The organism is Leucogemmata humicola (assembly GCF_055379415.1).
The window spans coordinates 4,003,625-4,018,985 of record NZ_AP040875.1 but is presented as its reverse complement, the minus strand read 5'-3'; the positions used below and the strand labels follow the sequence as shown (position 1 = coordinate 4,018,985).

Below are 15,361 nucleotides of genomic sequence, written 5' to 3'. Positions count from 1 at the left end.
ACCCACTTTCACCCGCGATCTGGAGCCGCATCATGAAGCTGTTTCGCGCCGCCCTCGTCCTCTCGCTCATCGCTTCACCTGCGCTCGCCCAATCAGCCCGCGGTACTTGGGACGGCTTTGCCTACACGGGCAACTCGTCGCAGAAGGTCACGGTGGTGCTCGACAGCGTGGCAGCCGGTTGGAAGGGCACGATCGTGTCGTCGATGGGCCCCGATGCCGTGCCGCTCTCGACGGTGACGATCAAGGCCGACACACTGTCCTTCGGTATTCCGTACAACGGAATGACGATCTGGATTCAGGGCCTCATTGCCGGCGCCAAATTCAATGGCACCCTCTGGGTCGGTAACGACAATGCGGGCACATTCGAATTGACGAAGAAGGCCACCGAGGCGGAGAAGCCCTCCAAGCCATAGGCGGTCTTCGTCGGACTACCAGGCAGGCGGCGGTCCAGGCGGCCTGCCCGGCGGCGGACCGCCGCGACGTCCACCCGGTCCGCCCGGCGGTGGCCCACCACGCCCACCCATCCCGTCCGGCTTTCCAACTTCAGCGTCCGACAAATCGAGCGCGATGTTGAAGGTCGACGCGAGGCTCTCGCCGTTCTTCGCGACCGGAATCGTGAGTTGGCCGCGACTCTCCTGAAAGATGCCGTCGTTCGCGTTCATCGTATCTCGACGATCCGACCGCTTGTAGGCCGCCTGCTCGGCGAATAAGCGATTACTAAACGCGTCGTCGAAGAACAGCTGCGACGTGAACTCGTACGGCGCGTTCGTCGCCGACTTCGTGCGGATCTTGAAGTGGATGTGCACCGTGCGGCCGTGGTACCAACCAGGAAAGATCGTCGTGAAGTTCGCGACGCCATTCTTGTCCGTGAGCTGATATCCGCGCAAGAACTTCTTCCCGCTCGTATCGAAGCCCGGGTCGTGCGAATCCGAGTACACGCCTTGCGCGTCGCAATGCCAGACATCGACCATCGCATCGCTGATCGGCGTGCAACTCTTGTCGCCGAGTCGCGAAACGGTGAACGCGAGTGCGAAGGGAATGCCTGCCTTTGCCGCGCCGCCGCCGGGCTCGCCGCGAATGTCGGAGCGATTGAGCTTTTCGTCGACGAAGTATGGGCCTTCGGTGAGCTCCGGCTTGGCGACGCATGCTGGCGGCCACGTCAGCGCGGGCGTGACGAGTGTTGCTGGCGCGGCGAGCCCGTAACGTCGTCCGCCAACGATGAGAACGGAGGCGCCAGCGAGCAGTCGCACGGCGTCGCGGCGCGACAGCAGTCGGCCGACTGGGAGATCGTCGTTATCCATGCCTCATGGACACCGCATCGTGACGGTTCACTCCATCGTCACGTTGCGCGTTCAACCGTTGGCTTTCGGAACTCTCCGGTTTTCAGCGAGCCCACGCACGATCATCAGTGCGCCGAGCCGGAACATGCGATCAGGATCGCGCAGGTTTCGGTCGAACACTGTGCGCATCGCGTCGGCCGTGCGCGGCCAACGTCGCGCATCAATCTCGGGCGGCGGGAGCGTCGCCAGGCGCTCCTTCATCGACATTCCCGGCGCCGTGTGAATTGGTGACGCCTGCTCATCGAGCGCGATGCCGGTCGCGTATCGCAGCAACGTCATCGTTCCGCCGAGCGCGAAGACGCGATCGAAACCAGCATCTTCGAGAATCGTCAACGACGCTTCGATCACCGGCGTGATTGCGTCCGTGCGCACGAGGAAGGCGCTGGCGACGACACGAGCGCCGTCGCGGTAAGCGAGCAACGCGCGACGCGCCGTACACGCGAGTTCGACGAGCCAATCGTCCCAGGTCTGACCCGGCGCGAGAGGAGCGATCGGGTAGAGACCCTTGTCGAGGATCTCCTTCGCCATCAAGTCGATCAACTCTTGCTTCGACTCGATGTACCAGTAGAGCCCCGGCGCGTGCATCCCAAGGCGACCCGCGAGCCCGCGCAGGCTCAATCCATCGAACCCCGTTTCGCCGAGCATGCCAAGCGCCGCGAGAACGATTTCGGTGCGCCGTTCCTGCGGCTCATGGGGAAATCCCCGACTGGGTCGATGACCGTGTCGATTCACGACGTTGACAATTCCACGTTCAAGTACGACATTCGAGGTGAGTTTAACACCGTTAAAGTCCCTCCAAAACATCGCCGGTTCCGCAGACATTGGCAACCGGTCGACACAAATCCCCTCGATAGATGAACAAATCCCGCCGGTTCGTGCTCGGGATCGTCGTGCTCCTCGCGCTCGTTGCCACTGCCACGGCAGTCATGCGGGGACGGCAACACGAACTCCTTCTCATTGGTGTCGTCGACGCCTACGACGTCGTGGTCACGCCACGAGTCCAAGCGCGCGTCGATAGTCTGCTCGTCGACGAAGGCAGCACGGTGAAAGCCGGGCAGCTCATTGCCTCGCTCGAATCGTCGGAGCTCGCGGCCCAGGCGGCATCGGTCGCGGCGTCGACGTCGGGCGCGATGGCGCAGCTCAACGAATCACGATCGAGCGCCCTTCAGGTGAGCGGCACGAACCAAGCGACGCTGTCCTCGGCCCGCGCTCGCATTGCGTCGGCCAAGGCAACGCTGGCCCGTGAGCAGGCAACTGCCGCGCAGGACAGCGCTGACGCCAACCGTGCGATCGAACTCGCGCGCACGGGCGGCGTGTCGCCGGCCGACGTCGAGCGCGCCACGAACACGTTGCACGCACAGCAGGCCATCGTGTCGGCACGGCGCGAAGAGATCGCCGCCGCGGAGGCGGATCTCGCGAGCGCGGTGTCGGGAACGCATGCGGTGGCCGCGGCCCAAAGCGCGGTTGCGACCACTGAGGCACGCGTGCGCGGTGCGCGCGCCGACTCTCTCGCTGCGGCAACTCGCCTCAACTATGCAGAGCTGCGTGCGCCGGTATCTGGAGTCATCCAGGTGCTGTCGGCGCGACGTGGTGAGCTCGTCGGACCTGGCTCGCCCGTCGCTGTGATCGTCGATCCGGAGCACCTCTGGGTTCGCGTCGCCGCGCCGGAGACTGAATCGGGTGCCGTCGCCGTGGGTGATTCACTCGAGGTGCGCATTGCGTCTGGCGAGACGATGCGCGGACGCGTCATCAGCAAAGGCGCCGAGGGCGAATTTGCCACGCAGCACGACGTCAGCACTTCGAAGCGCGACATTCGCGCGATCGCATTGCGTGTCGCGATCCCGAATCCGAACCACACCATCGTGCCCGGAATGACGGTGACCGTGGTGATGCCAACGCATCGATGAGTCACCCGGCGATTCTCATCGAGCACGCGGTGAAGCAGTACGGCAAGTTCACCGCGGTAAACGACGTGTCGCTTTCGGTCGGCACCGGCGAAACGCTTGGCCTGCTCGGGCCAAACGGTGCGGGAAAGAGTACGCTCATTCGTATGCTCACAACGCTCGTGCCGATCACGAGCGGCCGGATCATGTTGCACGGCGATGACGTCACGCTCGATCCCGATCGCGCGCGTCTCTCGATCGGCGTCATTCCGCAGGCGATGACGACCGACACCGATCTCTCGATCGAAGAGAATCTCAGCATCTACGCGAAGCTGTACGGCGTGTCGCGCGAACAACGGAAGAAGGTCATTCCGGAACTACTTGACCTGGTGAATCTCGGCGATCGTCGCAAGTCGCTCGTCGGAACACTGTCGGGCGGTATGCGCCGGCGCGTGGAAATCGCGCGAGGCCTCGTTCACAGTCCTCTCATTCTCGTACTCGACGAGCCGACGACCGGCCTCGATCCGGTGTCGCGCGTCGATGTGTGGGAAATGCTGACGAAGATCAAGCGCGAGCGCTCGCTGACGATTCTCGTCACGACGCACTATATGGACGAAGCCGATCGCCTGTGTGACCGAATCGCGATTGTCGACAAGGGCCAACTGGTGGCGCTCGACACGCCGCGAGCGCTCAAGGCGTCGGTGCCAGGATCGAGCTCCATCGAAGCCCAATTCATAAACGTCCCAGCTGATTGGGATGCGCGCCTGGCCGCGCTCGCGGGTGCGATCACTGCACAATCGCTCGGCGGCGACAGTTGGCGCATCGTGAGTGAAGATGCCGGCCGTACGACCATGGCTCTCGCCGAGGCGGCGCTGGGCGCAGGTGTGACGATTCGATCGCTGTCGGTGACGACGACGACACTCGACGACGTGTTCGTGCACTACACTGGCCGCGGTCTGCATGACGCGGGCGCGGGTGGTCGCGCGCCAACGAAGTCGGCAGCCTAAAGGGAGCGATCAATGAAACGTGCGCTTCCAATTGTCGAACGCGAGCTGCGAAAGTTCATTCGCACGCCGGCGCTGCTCGTGATGACGCTGCTCATGCCGGTGCTGAACCTCGTCGTGCTCGGCAACGCGTTCGGCGGACGCATTCGTCATCTCAACGTCGCCGTCGTCGACGAAGACGGTGGGCCTGCGGCGCGGCGAGTGCGCGAAGCCGTGTACGCGTTGCAAATGAATGGCGACATTCTGCGGCCGATCTCGTACGACAACGAGTCGGACGCGGCGCGCGACGTGCGCGATGGCGTCGTTCAGGGCGCGATAATTCTACCGCCGGGCTTTTCGCGCCACGTGTATTCTGGCGATCGTCCGCACGCGGGGCTGCTGCTCGACAACACGGACAACGTGGTCAGCGGCACACTGCAGGGCGTCCTGTCGGGTGCAATTCAGCAGGCAGGCCGCGAAGAGCCGGCACCGCGTGTGATCAAGGCCGTGACACTCGATCCGGTCGAGCTGTTTCCGTTCATTCCGTACATGAAGTACATGCTTCCCGGCGTGATCACGCTCGGCATGTTCATGACCGTGATGATTGGCGGCGGCATGTCGTATCTCGACGACAAGCAGCGCGGCGTCCACGAAGGCTACCTCGTCACGCCGATCACGAAGCTGGAATTGGTGCTCGGCCAGAACCTGGCCGGTACGATCAAGGCTGTCGTCAGCGGCACGATGGTCACCATCCTCGGTGCACTCGTGGCTGGAGTGTGGGACATATTTCAGCCGCTGCGCTTTCTCGCGCTCGTGTTGTTGATCATCATGGTGTCGTTCGCGTTCATGGCGATGATGTCGTGTCTCGTCGCGCGCATGAACAACCCCATGCTGCCGCGCGCGATGTTCGGGATCCTGAACACGCTGTTGTACTTCCCGAGCGGCGCGATCTATCCGGTGCAGTCGCTGCCGACGTGGCTTCGCTGGATCACGCGCGTCGATCCATTCACGTACGCCGTGCATGGATTGCGCGTGCTGTTGCTCAAGGGCGCGTCGCTGCGAGTTGTGCTGCCCGACGTGATGTTCCTGGCGTTGTTCGCGGCGATCATGTTCGCCGGTTCGGTGAAGCTGTTCCGCCGAACGCTTTAACTCGCGACCCGTTCGCGCCGATCCAGCAAAAAGGTTCAGCGTTTAACAGCAAGCGGATTCACGGATTGAACGGATTCGGCGGAGAGGCTCCGTGTTCTCTCGCCCCGCTACGCGTCGGTTCCGTCGATTCGTGAAATCCGTCAAATCCGTTCATTGCTGTTCCGCTTGGTCATCGAAGCCGGCCCGTCGACCACGTTGCGCCAGATCCGGCAAAAAGGTTCAGCGATTGACCGCAAACGGATTCACGGATTGAACGAATTCGGCGGAGAGACTTCGTGTTCTCTCGTCCGGCTACGCGTCGGTTCCGTCGATTCGTGAAATCCGTCAAATCCGTTCATTGCTGTTCCCCTTGGTCATCGAAGCCGGCCCGTCGACCAGGTTGCGCCAGATCCGGCAAAAAGGTTCAGCGATTGACCGCAAACGGATTCACCGATTGAACGGATTGGGCGGAGAGACTTCGTGTTCTCTCGCCCGGCTACGCGTAGGTTCCGTCGATTCGTGAAATCCGTCAAATCCGTTCATTGCTGTTCCCCTTGGTCATCGAAGCCGGCCGACCATCGCGCCGCCAATCCAGCAAAAAGGTTCAGCGTTTAACCGCAAAACGGACTTACGGATCGAACGGATGCCGCGAACGAACGTCGGCGGTCCGTCTCCGCGAATCCCTTCGCGTATTGACGTCGCGGTTCCCAACATGCTGCGGACGCACCGGCGCGTTTTGCTGGGGACGCTTCCGGTCGTTCGTGTGAATCACGCGCCGAAACTTTGCCGAGTGACCGAAATGCAGGAGAAGTCCGACCTCGAGGCTGGTGCTATGTAAATAGCTGCGCAGCTGCCGTTGAGCTTCGGGATTGAGGTGTTCAGTCGATTTGATCTCGACGACGAGCCGATGATCGACGACCAGATCGAGCCGTTGGTGCGCGATCTCGATTCCATGGTAGCGAACCGTGACGCCGTACTGCCGAGCAACGTCGTGACCGCGCTCTCGCAGCTCGATTTCGAGAGCGCGCTGGTAGACATGCTCGAGAAACCCGAAACCGAGTTCTCGATGGACGGCGTAAAATGCGCCGATTACTGAGCGACTGAGCTCCTCTTCGAGGATGCCGCCGGAGCGATGGATTGTCATGCCGCCAATTCAACACGCCTCATGTGCTTCGCTCGCACCATCCGGTTGCGAGGCGAATCAAAAAACCGCACTTCTGAAGGTCTTTCGCGACGGCCCGGAGCGGCCGGTCGCCTAAGCGGCGACCGGCGCTCCTGCGGTTACGATGCTGTCGTCGTGCTCGGATCGACTGGTGCGGCGAGCGGATCGCTCGACGTCGTCGGACTCGTGGCGTCGCTCGCGCCGTTCGACGCGTGATGGTGATGATGGTGATGATGCCCCTGCGCGCCGGACGACGCCTGGGGCTTCTGATCGGCGTCGGTCTGCAACTTCGTCAGCGCCTGCTGGGCGCCCGAAGCGTCGCCTTGCTGGACGGCAGAGAACAGTGACTGAAGATCAGTCGGCACCTGGCTCGTGGATTGACTCGACGAATTCGAGTACGTCGCGCTGGTCGAGGACATATCGTCCTGCACGGCCGTCAACGCCTGCTGCGCCGACGACATGTCGCCCGACTGGACGGCGCTGAGCAGCGACGCAAAGTCGCTGCGGAACTGGGTGCGCGTCGAACGCTTGTCGTTCTGTGGATCGGTGGCCGACTGTGTGGCGCTCGCGGTCGACGACGTGGCGTACGCCTGGCTCGCGCTAGTGCACGAGCCGATTCCGGAAATGGACATGTGAGACTCCCCCAACAGGGAAACAGGAAATGGGCCGGCCGAGTGGGGGCGATTCCTGGGTGGGGGAGGGTCGCTTGCCGGAGTGCGAAGGTCGCACAGTCAATTATCGGCAGGGTCCCGTGAGACTTTAGCGCCGCCGCCAAAGAGTCGCATCTTTGGAGCGCACGGACCGCGAACTCGCTGTTCTTGTCGGCAAGGATTGCGCGAACGAGCCCGCCACCCTGTGCGCCCGTCGCGCCTACGACTGCAATGATCTTCTTATCCGCCATGTCGTGCTCCCGTACGAGTTCTGTGAAGGGAGCGAAAAGCCATCCGGACGTGGAAGCGTGCAGGCTCAGCCGGCTAGTGTGCGTCGACCACGGCGCCCGGAGTACCTCGGCGCTTGCGCAGCAGGAAAACCGCAGGCACCACGCAGAGGAACGACAGCAGGATGAGCAGCCAGGCATCGTTATAAGCGAGCATCGTGGCCTGACGCATCAACTGACCGTCGAGAATCTGAAGAGCGCGTTCGTGGGCGACATACGGCGCGGCGCCCTTGGCAACCATTCCCTGCGTCAGCGACTGAAGCCGAGCGTCGAACGCCGGGTTGGCTGGGTAGAAATTCGACAGCAGATCCGCTCGGTGATACTGCACGTGCCGCGTCAGATACGTGCCGAGCACGGCGATACCGAATGAGCCGCCGAGCTGTCGGGACAGGTTGATTAAACCAGACGCTTGCTGTGCCTCGTGCGGCTTGAGGCTGCCGAATGCGACGTTGTTGATCGGCGTGAACAACAAGCCGAGCGCGGCGCCACGGATGATCAGGGCGGTGCGTGCGTCCACTTCGCCGGCGGCGGTCGTGAGGTGTCCGAGACGCCACATCGACCAGAGCATCAGCGTCATCCCCAGAAGGATGAGCACGCGCGCGTCAGCTTTGGGCTTGTCGCCATTGAGCAGGAAGCCGCAGATGAGCGCGAACAAGGCGGTGGTCAGACCGCCCGGCAGCATCGCCAAGCCTGTCTCGGTAGGCGTGAAGCCCAGGAGCGTCTGCGTGAAAAGCGGAAAGAGGAACGCACCGCCGAACAGGCCGAAGCCAAGCACGATGAACAGGAAGATCGACGCGCTCAGATCGCGATTCTTGAGCACGCCGAGTTTCATGACCGGGTGCTCGTTGCGACTCGATAGTTGCCACCAGAAGAGCGCGATCAGCGAGAGGGCCGACACGATCGACAACCGGATGATCAGCGCGCTGGAGAACCAATCCTCGCGATTGCCTTCCTCGAGCACGTACTGAAGCGAGCCGATGCCGGCGATGAGCAGCCCGATCCCCAGCCAGTCGACCGACGCGTTGTGCGTTTTCTGATTCGGTGGATCGTGCAGGAACGTCGTGACGAGGAACGCCGCCGCGAGGCCGATCGGCACGTTGATGAAAAAGCACCAGCCCCAGGTGTAGTTATCGGTGATCCAACCACCGAGCGTAGGGCCGAGCGTGGGCGCGACGATGATGCCGAGCAGGAAGATGGCTTGCACCAAGCCCTGCTGTTCACGCGGAAAGATCTGTCGGAGAGTTGCTTGCGCGGTCGAGAGGAGCGCTGCGCCACCGGCGCCCTGAAGGAGGCGCCACAGGACGATCTCGCCCAAGCTCGACGACGTTCCGCACATGAACGATGCGCCGATGAACAGGAAGATCGAGAACGTCAGGTAGCGTTTGCGGCCGAAACGTTCGGTGAAGAACGCGGTCATCGGCAGCACGACGACGTTTGCGAGGATGTACGAGGTACTGACCCAAGCGATCTCTTGCGTGGTCGCGCCGAGGTTTCCCGCCATCTGGGGCAGCGCGACGTTGATGATGGTGGTGTCGAGCACCTCCATGATCGCCGCGGTGATCAGACCGACGAGGATGAACCAGCGATAGGGAACGAGGGCCGTAACGGCGGCGGCGGCCGCGGAGGCGGCCGCCACGGGGAGGTTCGGTTCGGGCGAGGCCGACTCAGGACGGGACTGCGATGTCATGAATAAAAGTTACGGACGCTGACAAGCGCTGGGACGAGCCGATGCTTCCGCGCCGCGCAAAGTTTCGCCAACGTTACTCATGCCCAATACCGACACCGTCATCAGCCCAGAAGCTCTGCTTGAGCATTGGCAGGGCCATCGTCGCGTCACGCGGCGAATGATCGAGGCGTTCCCCGAGAAAGAGTTGTTCGAGTACTCCATTGGCGGCATGCGACCATTCGCCGTGCTCGCCACCGAAATGTTGAACATGGCGGTGCCGATCGCTCGCGGCGTCGCAAGCGGCGCGTGGACGGGTGAAGACCCGAAGCCGACGACGCGTGCTGAAATCCTAAAGCTGTGGGACGAGGCAACGGCCGAGCTCGATCGCGTGTGGAAGACGATTCCGCCGCATCGGTTTCAGGAAGTCGACACTGCATTCGGCCAGTGGAAGGGCACCGGCATCTGGATGATCCTCTACGCGATCGACAACGAGATCCACCATCGCGGACAGGGCTACGTCTACCTGCGCTCGCTCGGCATCGAGCCGCCGGCCTTCTACGACCGCAGCTGATACCACGACTCAATTCGCTATGAAACGCTTCTTCGTCCTTCTGCTCCTCCTCGTCGTCAACGTCGCGCGCGCACAGGAGCGCGACGTGGTCGTCACCGGCGGATGGCTGTTCGCGTCGACCGGCAACGAGCGCGTCAGGAATCCAGGACTTCTCATTCGAGGCGGAAAATTTCTGCGCGTCGGAGGCGACCTCAGCGCCGCCGCGCCGAACGCCGAGCGTCTCGTCGTCGCTGACACGGAGACGATTATTCCCGGGTTGTTCGATCTGCACGCGCACTACGCGATCGAGCTGTTCGGTGCCGGACGAAAGGACGAAACCGCCGCCTATCCGTCGCTCTTTCTCGCCAACGGCGTAACGGCAACGTTCCCCGCAGGCGAGATGGATCCGAATGCGATGCGCGATCTGCGCATTCGCATCGAGAATGGCGTCGAGCCTGGACCGCGGCTGCTCAACTCCGGTCCGTACTTCGGAACGGCGCGGCCTGGCTGGGATCGCAACATCACACCCCAGCAGATCTACGCTGAAGTCGACCACTGGGTCGAACTCGGCGCAAAGGGCTTCAAGGCGAAGGGCGTGACGCCCGACGAGCTGCGCGCGCTGATCGAACGCGCGCACTTTCATGGCCTCACGGTGACGGGCCACCTGGATTCAGGAAATCGTAATAGCGTGAATCCGCGCGACGCGATCATGATGGGGATCGATCGGATCGAGCACTTCATGGGCGGCGATGCCTTCACGCCAGATAAGTCGGCATACGCGTCGTACGAGCACATGACGTTCGACGGGCCGGCGTTCGCCAAGATCGTGGCGCTGTACAAGGAGCATCGCACAAACTTCGACGCTACGCTGAGTGCGTACGGCTACTACGGAAAGAAAGATCCCGAAGTGTTCACATACTTCGTCGACGAAAAGAAGTTTCTCACGCCGTACATGCGCTCCGTAGTCGACGCTCGGCCGCCGCGCACCGTGAATCAGCAGTTCGAGAACATCTACTGGACGAAGCGGAAAGAGGTCAAAGCATTCTTCGACGCCGGTGGCGGCGACCTCATCACGCTTGGTACCGACCATCCGAGTTGGGGCGAGTTCTTCACGCCATTCTCGGTACACCGCGAGCTGCAATCGCTGTCGCTGTCGGGAATTCCGAATGCCGCTGTGCTCAAGATCGCGACGATCAACAGCGCGCGCGCATTCGGGCTCGGCGATCGCCTCGGCACGATCGAGGCGGGGAAGTGGGCCGATCTCGTGGTCGTGCGCGGGAATCCGCTCGCCGACATTCGTCGTACGCGACTGCCGCGCGTCGTCGTCAAGGCGGGCCGAGTGTACGATCCCGCGGCGCTGATGAAGTCGGTGGAAGGGAAGATCGGGCCTGCGAGCGCGGCTGATTCCGCCGCGTGGGCGCCGACGCCTCGCCGGCAAACTCCGCCATGACCGTTCCCCCGACGAGGACTCTCGTCATCGACGTTGGTGGAACGAACATCAAAGTGCTTGCGTCGGGACATCGTACCGCGACCAAGATTCCGTCGGGGCCGGAGATGACGCCTGACGTGATGGCGGCCGCGGTGCTCGAGGCCGCGGCAGATTGGAAGTTCGATCGCGTATCGATCGGCTATCCGGGGCCCGTACGCGACAATCGGCCAATCCAGGATCCGTTCAATCTCGGCCCGGGTTGGACGAAGTTCGATTTCGCGAAGGCGTTCGGTAAGCCGGTGCGCATCATCAACGACGCGGCGATGCAGGCGCTCGGCAGCTATGAGGGCGGCGCGATGCTCTTTCTCGGACTTGGCACTGGCGTAGGCGCGGCGCTGATCCTCGACGGAACGGTGGTTCCGATGGAGGTCGCACATCTGCCGTATCGTCGCGGCAAAACGTACGAGGAGTACATCGGCGCGAAGGGGTACGAGCGGCTCGGCAAGCGCGCGTGGCGGAAGCACGTTCGAATCATCACCGAGTTCTTCCAGGCCGCGTTCATCGTCGACTACGTGGTGCTCGGCGGCGGAAATGCTCGGCGAATGAAAAAGCTCCCGCCGAATGTTCGGTTAGGGAGCAACGCAAATGCGTTCAAGGGCGGTTTTCGTCTCTGGGATTAGCGCCCGCACACCGCTATGGGCGAGCCGGCCCCAACTCTCTCAGCCAGATATTCCGAAAGCTGATCGGCGGGCTCGGATCGCCGTGGGCCTGCAGGAGGATGGGCGCTGGCCCGTGCGCGCGATACTCGGGGAGGCCGATGTACTTCGTGTCGCCCTTGAGTGCGACGTGATCCTGAATGAGCACGCCGTTGTGAATGGCCGTGACGTACGCCGGCGTCGCGAGTGATCCATCGGGTTTGAACGTCGGCGCGGTCCAGACGACGTCGTACACCTGCCATTCACCGGGCTTTCGCATGGCATTCACGAGCGGCGGGAACTGCTTGTAGATGCTTCCCGCCTGACCGTTCACGTACGTCTCGTTCTGATAGGAATCGAGAACCTGAAGCTCGTAGCCAAAGTTCTTGGCCGCGGCGAGGTACACGCCGCTATTGCCGCGCGCTTGATCCTTCCCGGTGATGTTCTCCGGGATGCGCCACTCGATGTGCAATTGATAGTTTGTGAATGACCGCTTTGTTCGAATATCGCCGGCAGTTTTCACGACGGTCATCACGCCATTGGCAACCGTCCATTTTGCCGGCGAGTTGTCGGCGGCGGTGAGCCATTCGTCGGCGTTCTTTCCGTCGAACAACACGATGGCGTCGGACGACGGATCGGCGTTGGTGCGGCCCGGCGTGACGATCCTGGGCACCGGTTTCCAGATTTCGGTGTCCTCGGGCTTCATCGGTTTTGTTGCGCCCGCTGGGTTCTGCGCGGCGGATGACAGCGCGGTGGTCGCCAGCAGTGCGGCGGCGGTCAGCGATGGGCGAAGAAAGCGCACGGTGAGCTCGGCCGTTGATGTTTGAGAGGAAAGAATCGTCCACGGCCTATCCAGCCGCAAGTCAAAACGATATTGAACCGCGGAGAGCGATAAGGATTACCGCGAAGGACGCGAAGAACTACTCGAGTACGATCTTTTCGCATCGTGCCACGAGTTTGGTGTCACCAAGTCGCTCAGCGTAGGCCGCAAACGCAGCTGTTGGAGCTTGCCAGCGAATTTCGTCGACGTTCTTGAACAGCGGCGCGTCCGTGCGGAGTGTCGCGAGCGTTTTGAAGAGAAGTGCCGCGTCGCGGTTGCTGCCGAGGACGTCGGGCGGAAAGTCTTCGATCGCACCGTGGCGATTGATCAGCCGCGCTGCGCCAACGGCGCCGATTCCCTTGATGCCGGGATACCCGTCGGCGGAGTCACCGACGAGTGCGAGATAGTCCGGAATGAACTTCGGATCGACACCGAACTTGTCGCGCACGCCGGCCGCGTCGAGAATCTTCTTGGCGCGCCGATCGACCTGCACGACGCGGTCGCCCACAACGCACTGCCCGAGATCCTTGTCGGGCGTCCAGATCGACACCTTTTGCACGCGCTCGTCTGCCGCGGCGATGTGCGCGGCGGACGCGAGGCCATCGTCCGCTTCGAATTCCACCATGGGCCACACCGCAACGCCCATCGCGGCGAGCGCCTCTTCGAGCGGATGGAACTGATTCCATAGCGCCGGCTCGATACCGTCGCCGGTCTTATAGCCGGCCCACAGGTCGTTTCGAAATGACTCGATGACGTGATCCGTCGCCACGCCCACGTACGGTCCGCCCGTCTCGATTGTTTGGAGGACCGTATTCAGGACACCGATGGCTGCGCCGAACGGCGGATCTTCGCCGTTCGTAAAGCGTCGCAGCCCGTAGAAGTGGCGAAAGAGCTCGTACGTGCCGTCGATCAAGTGAATGAGCATGATTCAGTGCTACTGCAGCGGCGTGCCGACTTCGCCGAGCATCGCGCGACGAACGAGCGGCAGCGGCAACGGTCCGAGCTTGATGAATTCGTCGTGGAAGCCTTGCAACGAATACGCGGCGCCCTTCTTCGCCTTATAGTCGTCGCGCAGTTTCAAGATCATCAGCTTGCCCATCGTGTAGTAGCCGTAGAGCGCGTCGCCCGTACCGCGCTTTGCTTCGGACACGGCGACGGGATGCGGCTGGTGCGCCTGCACTTCGAACAGCTTGGTGGCCGAGTCGACGGTGAGACCCTGCGTGTGAAGCTTGATGCCGACGATGAAGCGAACGTCGCGCAGCAGAGCGTCCTGGAGTTGGGCGAGCTTGAGCTTCGAGTCGCCGGCGTGCAGCCCTTCGTCGAGCATCATCTGCTCATCGTAGTGCGCCCAGCCTTCGGAGTTCGTCGCCGCGCTGTACACCTTCCGCGCGTCACCAGGGAAGTTCTTGGCGTAGAGGAATTGCAGGTAGTGCCCCGGATAGACCTCGTGCACCGACACGTTGGTGATCGCCGCGTTGTACCACTGGCGCATGAAGTCGTTCTGCTCCGCTTTGGCCCAGCGGGGATCGGGCAGCGTCATGTTGTAGAAGCCAGGAAGCTTCGCTTGCTCGAACGGTCCGGGAGTGTCCATCGAAGCGGACGTCGTGGAGCGCATGAAGGGCGGCGTCTCCTTCACGTGGGCCGGATCGGACGGCGGGATCGTAATGATGTGATGATCGACGATGAATTGGCGTAGCTCGTCGAGAGCGCCCTGTGTCGTGGCTAGGAGCTTGTCGGGTGCAGGGTGATCGGCTTGGAGTCCTGCGAGCACCGCGTCGGCGGACTTGGTCGAATCGATCTGCTTCGCGGTCGCCAGGAACGCAGCTTCATTTTTCTGCCGATCCGCATCGGCGATGGCGAGCAGCTGATCCAGCGGCAGTTCGACCATCTCGTTCGCCGCGAGCGCCCTCCGATAGTTGTCCGCGCCGTAGGCGTATGAGCCGTTTGCCTTGGGCAAAAGGTCGCTCTTGAGAAAAGTCTTATAACTCTGCAGCGCCGCGATGACGCTGTCGTTGGTCTGCTTGAAGTCCTTGAGCAACGCCGGATCCGCGACGTCCTTGAACGCGGCGGTGACGTCGTTCTTGAAGAAGCTGACGTTGCCGTCGATCTGTTCGAGGGCGATGTCCACATAGATCTTCGGTGGGTTGACGAGATTCTTTCGGGCCTCGGTGAGAAGTCCCGGCATGAGACGCTCGCGCGCGATCAGCGAGCGGAGACGGTCTGCCGACGGGGCGAATGGCCGCTTCATGATGACATACGCGCCGTTCGTCACGAGGCTGCTGTATGAATCCGGATTCTTCGTCCAGCCGCGGATCGAGTCGATGTTGAGGATCGCGGCGTCCATCGAGTGGATCAGCAGCTGGCGATCGAGCGTTTTCTCGAGCGAGAGCTTCGTTGTGTCGACCGCAAGGAGTTTTGCTCTGAAGTCCTTCGACGCCTGCGATTCGGCCGCGATCGCGGTCTGGGATGCATCTTCGAGCTGAGCGTCGTACGCGTGCACGCCGAGGTCCGTCGCCGAGCTCGGGTTCCGCTTGAGGTGGTCGTCGATGATCTGACGGGTCAGGGCGGTGAAGGCCGAGTCGCCGGACGCAGAGCCGGAAGCTCGCGTGTCTGACGAAGATGTGCACGCCGCAGAGATGGCGATGGTGGCGATCGCAAAGCGTGAAATGACGTTCATGGCGCGAAACTCCGGGGTTGGCCAGGCATTGGTTGAGCTAGAATCGCTCTCTCGCGCGGGGTCCCGCAAGTCACGTCTGGGCCACAACGCG

General features: G+C 62.4%; 15 protein-coding genes and 1 pseudogene. 7 read left to right on the top strand and 9 right to left on the bottom strand.

Annotated features, from left to right (window positions below; translation table 11 throughout):
* Positions 1–32 precede the first annotated feature (32 nt).
* The gene (locus tag AC6H4Z_RS17150; RefSeq protein WP_497543179.1) at positions 33–413 is read left to right on the top strand and encodes a hypothetical protein; all 381 of its coding nucleotides are present in this window, start codon (positions 33–35) and stop codon (positions 411–413) included.
* A 15-nt stretch (positions 414–428) separates the two neighbouring features.
* Here AC6H4Z_RS17150 and AC6H4Z_RS17145 read toward each other — a convergent pair whose 3' ends face one another.
* Both AC6H4Z_RS17145 and AC6H4Z_RS17140 read right to left on the bottom strand, forming a co-directional pair.
* Entirely contained in the window at positions 429–1,301 is an 873-nt protein-coding gene (locus AC6H4Z_RS17145; protein WP_497543178.1) for an intradiol ring-cleavage dioxygenase, read from the bottom strand.
* A 51-nt stretch (positions 1,302–1,352) separates the two neighbouring features.
* Complete coding sequence (locus tag AC6H4Z_RS17140) at positions 1,353–2,072, bottom strand: TetR/AcrR family transcriptional regulator C-terminal domain-containing protein (protein ID WP_497543177.1); 720 nt, start codon at positions 2,070–2,072, stop codon at positions 1,353–1,355.
* A 122-nt stretch (positions 2,073–2,194) separates the two neighbouring features.
* Here AC6H4Z_RS17140 and AC6H4Z_RS17135 point away from each other — a divergent pair, with 122 nt between their 5' ends.
* Genes AC6H4Z_RS17135 through AC6H4Z_RS17125 form a run of 3 tightly spaced genes read left to right on the top strand, consistent with a single transcriptional unit; the run spans position 2,195 to position 5,355 of the window.
* Positions 2,195–3,247 (top strand): HlyD family secretion protein, encoded by a 1,053-nt coding sequence (locus AC6H4Z_RS17135; RefSeq protein WP_497543176.1) that lies wholly within the window; start codon positions 2,195–2,197, stop codon positions 3,245–3,247.
* Positions 3,244–4,230 (top strand): ABC transporter ATP-binding protein, encoded by a 987-nt coding sequence (locus AC6H4Z_RS17130; RefSeq protein ID WP_497543175.1) that lies wholly within the window; start codon positions 3,244–3,246, stop codon positions 4,228–4,230. Before AC6H4Z_RS17135 ends, AC6H4Z_RS17130 begins: the two co-directional genes overlap by 4 nt.
* A gap of 12 nt (positions 4,231–4,242) precedes the next feature.
* The gene (locus AC6H4Z_RS17125) at positions 4,243–5,355 is read left to right on the top strand and encodes an ABC transporter permease (protein WP_497543174.1); all 1,113 of its coding nucleotides are present in this window, start codon (positions 4,243–4,245) and stop codon (positions 5,353–5,355) included.
* Between the two features lie 607 nt (positions 5,356–5,962).
* On the opposite strand, the gene AC6H4Z_RS17120 is transcribed toward AC6H4Z_RS17125, so the two are convergent.
* The 4 genes and pseudogenes from AC6H4Z_RS17120 to AC6H4Z_RS17105 all read right to left on the bottom strand — a co-directional run bounded on the left by AC6H4Z_RS17120 (position 5,963) and on the right by AC6H4Z_RS17105 (position 9,120).
* Positions 5,963–6,478, bottom strand: a complete 516-nt coding sequence (locus AC6H4Z_RS17120) for a GxxExxY protein (protein ID WP_497543173.1) — start codon at positions 6,476–6,478, stop codon at positions 5,963–5,965.
* Between the two features lie 137 nt (positions 6,479–6,615).
* A complete protein-coding gene (locus AC6H4Z_RS17115) occupies positions 6,616–7,128 on the bottom strand; it encodes a hypothetical protein (RefSeq protein WP_497547089.1) in 513 nt (170 codons plus the stop codon).
* Positions 7,129–7,280: 152 nt separating this feature from the next.
* Positions 7,281–7,397 (bottom strand): annotated as a pseudogene (locus tag AC6H4Z_RS17110) (NmrA family NAD(P)-binding protein); the annotation flags it as partial.
* A gap of 73 nt (positions 7,398–7,470) precedes the next feature.
* Complete coding sequence (locus AC6H4Z_RS17105) at positions 7,471–9,120, bottom strand: DHA2 family efflux MFS transporter permease subunit (protein ID WP_497543172.1); 1,650 nt, start codon at positions 9,118–9,120, stop codon at positions 7,471–7,473.
* Between the two features lie 79 nt (positions 9,121–9,199).
* On the opposite strand from AC6H4Z_RS17105, the gene AC6H4Z_RS17100 reads away from it, so the two are divergent.
* The 3 genes from AC6H4Z_RS17100 to AC6H4Z_RS17090 are packed head-to-tail and all read left to right on the top strand — an operon-like array spanning position 9,200 to position 11,758.
* Complete coding sequence (locus AC6H4Z_RS17100; protein ID WP_497543171.1) at positions 9,200–9,670, top strand: DinB family protein; 471 nt, start codon at positions 9,200–9,202, stop codon at positions 9,668–9,670.
* Positions 9,671–9,689: 19 nt separating this feature from the next.
* Positions 9,690–11,099 (top strand): amidohydrolase family protein, encoded by a 1,410-nt coding sequence (locus AC6H4Z_RS17095; protein ID WP_497543170.1) that lies wholly within the window; start codon positions 9,690–9,692, stop codon positions 11,097–11,099.
* On the top strand, positions 11,096–11,758 hold the full coding sequence (locus tag AC6H4Z_RS17090) for an ROK family protein (RefSeq protein ID WP_497543169.1): 663 nt from the start codon (positions 11,096–11,098) through the stop codon (positions 11,756–11,758). The genes AC6H4Z_RS17095 and AC6H4Z_RS17090 overlap by 4 nt, the downstream gene beginning before the upstream one ends.
* Positions 11,759–11,771: 13 nt before the next feature.
* On the opposite strand, the gene AC6H4Z_RS17085 is transcribed toward AC6H4Z_RS17090, so the two are convergent.
* The 3 genes from AC6H4Z_RS17085 to AC6H4Z_RS17075 form a co-directional block, all read right to left on the bottom strand.
* Entirely contained in the window at positions 11,772–12,575 is an 804-nt protein-coding gene (locus AC6H4Z_RS17085) for a 3-keto-disaccharide hydrolase (protein WP_497543168.1), read from the bottom strand.
* A gap of 118 nt (positions 12,576–12,693) precedes the next feature.
* Complete coding sequence (locus tag AC6H4Z_RS17080; RefSeq protein ID WP_497543167.1) at positions 12,694–13,518, bottom strand: 5'-3' exonuclease; 825 nt, start codon at positions 13,516–13,518, stop codon at positions 12,694–12,696.
* A gap of 9 nt (positions 13,519–13,527) precedes the next feature.
* Positions 13,528–15,270 (bottom strand): DUF885 domain-containing protein, encoded by a 1,743-nt coding sequence (locus AC6H4Z_RS17075; protein WP_497543166.1) that lies wholly within the window; start codon positions 15,268–15,270, stop codon positions 13,528–13,530.
* Positions 15,271–15,361: the final 91 nt, after the last annotated feature.